Source organism: Candidatus Atribacteria bacterium, from assembly GCA_011056645.1.
Lineage (GTDB): Bacteria > Atribacterota > Phoenicimicrobiia > Phoenicimicrobiales > Phoenicimicrobiaceae > Sediminicultor > Sediminicultor quartus.
In genome coordinates this window covers 21,995-28,037 of record DSEL01000125.1, presented here as the reverse complement: position 1 = coordinate 28,037, position 6,043 = coordinate 21,995, and the positions used below count along the sequence as shown (strand labels likewise).

The following is a 6,043-nucleotide window of genomic DNA, read 5'->3' as shown; positions in this document are numbered from 1 at the left end:
CTACATTATTATCATAAATCCCTCTTTTTGATAAAACTTTCAAAAATATAGAAAATCGACCCCAGTATTTTTAATTGGTGTATTTACAATATCAACCAACCTGAACATCACTATCGCCAAAAAACTTGAACTGGTTGCGGCCGTGACCCTTGGCGTAATACATGGCAGCATCTGATTTCTTGATTAGGGTTTCCAGGTCCTCTGCATCTTCAGGATAAATGGCGATACCAATACTGGTGGATAAATGTATATTATGTCCGTTGATAGAAAGCGGATCTGTAAAGGAATCCAGGATTTTTTGGGCTATAGTAACAGTATCTTCTGCATGGCTGGTTTCCAGCAATAACAAGATAAACTCGTCTCCTCCGACCCGGGCTAAGGTATCACTGGCACGTATTATTCCGGTAAGCCGTGTGCTGACAACCTTAAGCACCTGATCTCCTGCATCGTGGCTAAAGGTATCATTAATAGATTTAAACTTGTCCAGGTCTAAGGACATAAGAGCAAGTCTAGATTTATTGCGGTGAGCCAACGCTGCCGCCATAGTAAAACGGTCAAGCAGTAAAGCCCTGTTTGGCAACCCGGTAAGAAAGTCATGACTGGCCATCTCCTCGAGTTTATGCTCCATCTGCTTGCGCTCGGCAATGTCAATTATCACAGTATAATACAGGATATTCCCGTTTATACTGTTCTGTACTATAGTCGACTCCAATCGCGCCCAGAATAAAGAACCGTCTTTTTTTAGCAGTCTCAGATCGCAAACCTGCGCAGCACCTGTTTCAAAGAGTTTCCTGCGGTGATGGTAGTAGATGTCCTGATCTTCGCGGAAGATAAAAGAGGTTAACAACTTCTTGACCAAAGCACTTCTCTCTACACCCAGTAAACTACCTGCAGTGAGATTCGCTTCCAGTATCAATCCCTCTTTGTTTTGAGTAAAATAGCCCACCGGAGCCAGATCATAAAGATTAAAATACCGTGACTTTGATAATTCGAGTTCTTCTTGTATCTGACGCAGCGACTCGTTCTGCATGGTAAGTTCGATTTGATGCACCTGCAGTTCATGGAGCAGCTGCCGCTGTTTTTCGGGTGACAGTGTATCTAAATTTTCCGATAAATGTGGGGCTTTTCTCCGGACTATCTCCTCTGCTTGCCGTCGCAAATCATCCGGCCGGATTAAAGAGCCGATCTTTTTTTTAGTCATAATTGTATTCCTTTAGACAATCTAACATTAACTTAAAAGTCTTCTAAATGTATTAATGGGCGTTTCTTCTCCACGCTTCGATCTTTCCAGAATCAATCCACTCTTTTATTATTTCTCTCTTCTTTTCTTCTAGGACTGCCTCTTGATATTGGATATTTTCATTACAATTTTATTTCTTCTTTCTTTTCTCTTCATACATTTTTTGGTCGGCTACCCGGATCAATTCATCCATCGGTTGAGGATTATCAGGATCATATTCTGAAAGTCCGATGCTGATTTCTATTTTGTAAGGTTTATTTAGGATTTGGTTTAATTTCATTAAATCTTGATTCAGCCTTTCTAAGATCAAAGGCGCTTCTTCTAAAGAATTATCAGGAAATATTAGTAAGAATTCATCTCCTCCCATACGACAGGTAATATCGATTTCTCTTAAAGTAGATTTAAATAAACCGGCTACTTCTTTTAAGACTTGATCACCTTCTCCATGGCCAAAGGTATCGTTGATTTCTTTGAAATTATCTATATCTAAGAAAGCAAGTAAGAGGGGAAACTTGCTGCGTTGAGACAGTTTCATCTGCCTATCCAGCAGTTCCAATCCATATCTGCGGTTATAACAACCGGTTAAAAAGTCGACACGAGTTATTTTTTCCATTTTTTCTTCCATCTGTTTTTGTGCTGAAATATCCCTAATAATTCCTACTGCATTCCATTTTCCTTTTAGTTTCACTGCTGAAAGAGAGAGTGCTATAGGAAATTCTTCCTTATTTTTTTTAATAGCCGATAATTCCCAGGTTTTTCCAAGAGCAGGACCTTCCCCACTTTTTTGAAAAGTGAGAAAGCCTTTTTTTGCATCATCTCGATATTTTAAAGGTGTAATCAGTTGGTGTAAATCTTTACCTAACATCTCCTTTTTAAGATAGCCAAGCATTTTTTCAGCCGCTTGATTGCAATAGGTAATCTTACCACTATCATCAATAAAAAAGATGGCATCGAGGGCAGATGCACTGATACTGTAAAATTTTTTCTCACTCTCCTGAAGATTTCTATAGAGTAATTCATTCGGCCGGACAAGGCCGGTAATCACTATAGCCCGATAAATAAAATAAAAAGCAATGGCCTTAAAAATATGGCCGACTAAATTAGAGAAACCGTAAACACTGATATAGGTGGTAAAGGCCAATTCACTGGCAATGCTTAAGAGGATGGAAATGACTAACCATTGCAGGATCTGACGCTCAAATTTTTCTTTTTTTCTTAACAGGAAGAAGATGGAGGCAATAAGAATTAGAGATATGATATATTCACTGATTTTTTTAAAGGGAGTCAGTCCTGTCCCTTCGATAAAGCAGGCAGGGAATACCTTCCAGTAAAAAATGAGGAGCAATAATAAGGACAGGATCATGCTATAAGCAAACAGAAGAAAATGGATATTTATCTTCCTTTTATCCATAATGAAACAGGCTATGAGGAAGGAGAGGCTCTGCAGGTATCGGGCAGCAACCCAGAGCTGGGTGGGCAGATTGGCACCATAACCTAAAAATACGCCCATACCGGCATAGGCTAAGGTGTGCAGGGTATCGATAAGACCGATAAAAAGAAAGGCAATGCCTAAGAATAACAGGTAATTATTATCGATCAGGTTACGGCAGTTCCAGACTAAGATAAAGATACTAAAAGCAATAACCATACTGAATAACTCGGCAAGGCTGTGAAAAAGAAGATAACTGTAAAGACTGGTAAGATATATTCCTAATAAGAGCAAGCTTGTGAATAAAAATACGGGGTAAATAGATTTTTTAAATACTAAAGGCGATTTTTGCATTATTCCTCCCTTATTATTAATTAATATTTACCTCATTGAATCATTATAAAGGGTTAAAAAATGATCTTTTTGAATTTTCCTACTTTCTATCTATTTTTTAATCATAACTAACAACATCTTAAATTTCTCCACCGCTTTTAGTGAATGTGGTTTATTGGCAGGCATAATTATCATTTCGCCTTCCTTTACAGTAAACAATTTTCCCGATATTGAAACCTCTGCCCGGCCTTCAATAATATGGACTAAAGCATCAAACGGTGCGGTATGCTCGCTTAATCCTTGACCTGTATCAAAAGCAAATACAGTGACTGTCCCTGCATCTTTCTTTATTATCTCACTGCTTACCACAGCATTTTCTTGATATTTTACCAAATCAGATAGGTTTTTCACTTGCACAGATACTACCTCCTTTCAGGTTATTTGATAATATCAGTGTACTTTTTGATGAACAATTCTTTTTTCTGAAGCAGTTTGTATAAGTTCATAGTATAATTAATAAATCAAGAAAAAGCTTTGTTTTTATCTAAATATTTCTATCAGTCATCGCCTTCATTCTAAACTCAATAAGCCTATAACCCTTTATTAAGGGCTTCGCTGGCATCACAAGAAACCTTCTGTTTCTTCTCTCTCTACTGCTCTTTATTCCTTCAATGTCATCTTTGGTAAAAATAGGAAAATACGATAGTCTCTTTTGGGCTTAATATAATCCTTTTCAATCCAACTATTTAACCTCTACCGATGCATTTGTATCAAAAGGATTTGTTCTAATGGCAAGAGAAAAAAGATAGGGGTAATTAGCTTTTAAATGTTTCATATAGTACAGCCACTCTACAATTAAAAGATGATATGCCCTTTCTATATCTCCTGCAAGGTGTTGATAGTCATTTTCTGGTAATCTTTTCAGGCTTCGTCGATGAGTAAGCTCCTCTGTTAAATGAAATACTGCCCAAAGTAAATTTGTGAATGACTCATGTTCTAATAGATTAGGATTTTCCAAAAGATTAAGTAAAAACTGTCTCTTCCCCTTCAAGAAATTTTTAATATCCTCCAAATCTCCTCTTTTACTGTCAATGTTGTAAGTGTGATTTTTAACATTTTTACAAATATTTAAAAAATCTTTTTCAAAAGAATCATCTGTTATAATCAGTTTCTGAGTCACTTCAAAAGACTTTGTATCAAAATCAGCAAAAATCTTGAGCAATTCTCCTCCAACTTCACTAAAAAAGGCACCTATAACCATATTCAATTTATTTAACATAGTTTTCTTTTCTCTATAGCGCAGTAACTGGTGTAAAATCAGAGTCACTAACAAAACTTCCAAAAAAACAAAGGCTATATCCCCAATAAGATAGATGAAAATATGATGTGCGTCTCTAAAGATGAAATAGTGAATGAAATAAACCAATGCAGATAAAGCTATCAGTGACAGGCCTAATAAAACCTGCCAATTAAATAGGCGTTTCATTTTTAATTCCCTTTACTTCATTTTTTAATTTCTTCTTCTACCTCTTTAGCGCCTTCTCTGTAGAATTTTTCTTCATCCGGGGCAAGTTCTTTCAAAAGTCTAAGAAATTCTCCGGCATGAACACGCTCTTCATCTGCAATGTCTTTTAGTACATCCTGGGCTAATTGGTTATCGGTTGATTCAGCAAGCTGCATATAGAGTTGAATGGCTTCATATTCTGCTGAAATCATAAATCTTATTGCACGAATTAACTCTTCATTGGTAAGCTTACGATCTTTTTTAAGTCCGGAAAATGGACTTCCAAATTCAGGCATAGCTACCTCCTTTCATTGAAATTTATCCTTCTTCTAACCCTCTATTTTTTGCATTGATTGATCGCAACAGAAAAGTTCTACAGAACCAATCTTTATCACCATAACCTCATTTTCATCTTATCAATGTTTAGGGGGAGCGATTGCTTTTAATAATTCAAGCTTATTATATTTTCTTATTAAATCGACACTTGAGGTTAAAAGAATTGGTATCATTCAATTTTTATACCTTAATATTACTACGATAAAAAATTAAAAAAATCCTTCTTTTTTTTTAAAATAATTGCGAGATGAGATTAATAAGAAAAAACATTGTTATATTTTATGGTAAAAAGAACCTTACATAATAGCTTGCTGCCTAACTCAAGGCTTGCTTTAATAAGGGATAAAAATCTTTTTCAACTTCAATAACTGGGATTTGTTCTTTTTTTGCTTCCTCTTTGTGATGGTCGGTACAGTAACCCCATCCGGCCAAAAACACGTGAACCCCTAAGGTATCAGTTCCTTTAAGATAGCTTAGCTGGTCATCAACAAAATATATCTCGTTTAATTGGGTAGTATATTTTTTAGCGATAGCCTGCATATGTTCTGCTTTATGCTTGCCAAAATTTTTGTCAAAAATATCCTCAATGTCCATTTTTAATCCAAGATATTCCGGTTGAAACGCACGATGAATGGCTTCTCCCCGATTAGAGGTAGCGATAACAACTTTTTGACCTTCTTCTTTAAATCTTTGAATCCCCTTGACAACTTCCTTAAAAACAGGTGATAGAAAAAACCATTTTTTAAAACTCTTTTCCTGCCATTTTTCTTTTTCCTGAAAAAACAAATCTCGAAAAAAATGATAATCGGATTTAAGCTGGTTACGATAAGCTATGAATTCTTGCTGGTCCTTAATCTGAACCTGCTCTTCTATAATTTTGATAATAGCGAAAAAATCACCCGATAATTCGATATAAGACCTTAAGCGTCGGTAATCAGCCATTTCTTTATTATATTTTCTTTTCATTTCTTCCCAATTCTCATAAGTAAATAATTCCCCGCCAAAATTTCTTTTTGCTTTCGAATCATAATATTTACAATAGGCATTATGACTTACAAATAAAGATTTTAAAGCACTGTCACTGATAACTCCGTCATAATCTACTGCTAATATTTTCATTCTCAATTCTTCCTACCTCTTGAATCAATTCTACTATAATCACTGCCTTAACTTAATTGGAAGGTACGTTGTGCCTCTTCTC

General features: G+C 35.8%; 6 protein-coding genes. All 6 read right to left on the bottom strand.

Going from position 1 to position 6,043, the window contains the following annotated elements; translation table 11 throughout:
• Positions 1-91: 91 nt before the first annotated feature.
• Entirely contained in the window at positions 92-1,201 is a 1,110-nt protein-coding gene (locus tag ENO17_05215; protein HER24431.1) for a diguanylate cyclase, read from the bottom strand.
• 169 nt (positions 1,202-1,370) lie between these two features.
• The gene (locus tag ENO17_05210) at positions 1,371-3,023 is read right to left on the bottom strand and encodes a diguanylate cyclase (protein ID HER24430.1); all 1,653 of its coding nucleotides are present in this window, start codon (positions 3,021-3,023) and stop codon (positions 1,371-1,373) included.
• A gap of 90 nt (positions 3,024-3,113) precedes the next feature.
• Positions 3,114-3,419 carry a cupin domain-containing protein gene (locus ENO17_05205; GenBank protein ID HER24429.1) on the bottom strand — a complete coding sequence of 102 codons (306 nt, stop codon included), beginning with the start codon at positions 3,417-3,419 and terminating at the stop codon, positions 3,114-3,116.
• A 325-nt stretch (positions 3,420-3,744) separates the two neighbouring features.
• A complete protein-coding gene (locus ENO17_05200; GenBank protein HER24428.1) occupies positions 3,745-4,488 on the bottom strand; it encodes a hypothetical protein in 744 nt (247 codons plus the stop codon).
• Between the two features lie 17 nt (positions 4,489-4,505).
• Positions 4,506-4,802 carry a rubrerythrin gene (locus ENO17_05195; GenBank protein HER24427.1) on the bottom strand — a complete coding sequence of 99 codons (297 nt, stop codon included), beginning with the start codon at positions 4,800-4,802 and terminating at the stop codon, positions 4,506-4,508.
• A gap of 355 nt (positions 4,803-5,157) precedes the next feature.
• A complete protein-coding gene (locus ENO17_05190) occupies positions 5,158-5,961 on the bottom strand; it encodes an HAD family hydrolase (protein HER24426.1) in 804 nt (267 codons plus the stop codon).
• Positions 5,962-6,043 lie beyond the last annotated feature (82 nt).

Coding starts and splice junctions, on each gene's coding strand:
- ENO17_05200 (HER24428.1), bottom strand. CDS start 4,488: ATGAAACGCCTATTTAATTGGCAGGTTTTATTAGGCCTGTCACTGATA.
- ENO17_05190 (HER24426.1), bottom strand. CDS start 5,961: ATGAAAATATTAGCAGTAGATTATGACGGAGTTATCAGTGACAGTGCT.
- ENO17_05195 (HER24427.1), bottom strand. CDS start 4,802: ATGCCTGAATTTGGAAGTCCATTTTCCGGACTTAAAAAAGATCGTAAG.
- ENO17_05210 (HER24430.1), bottom strand. CDS start 3,023: ATGCAAAAATCGCCTTTAGTATTTAAAAAATCTATTTACCCCGTATTT.
- ENO17_05215 (HER24431.1), bottom strand. CDS start 1,201: ATGACTAAAAAAAAGATCGGCTCTTTAATCCGGCCGGATGATTTGCGA.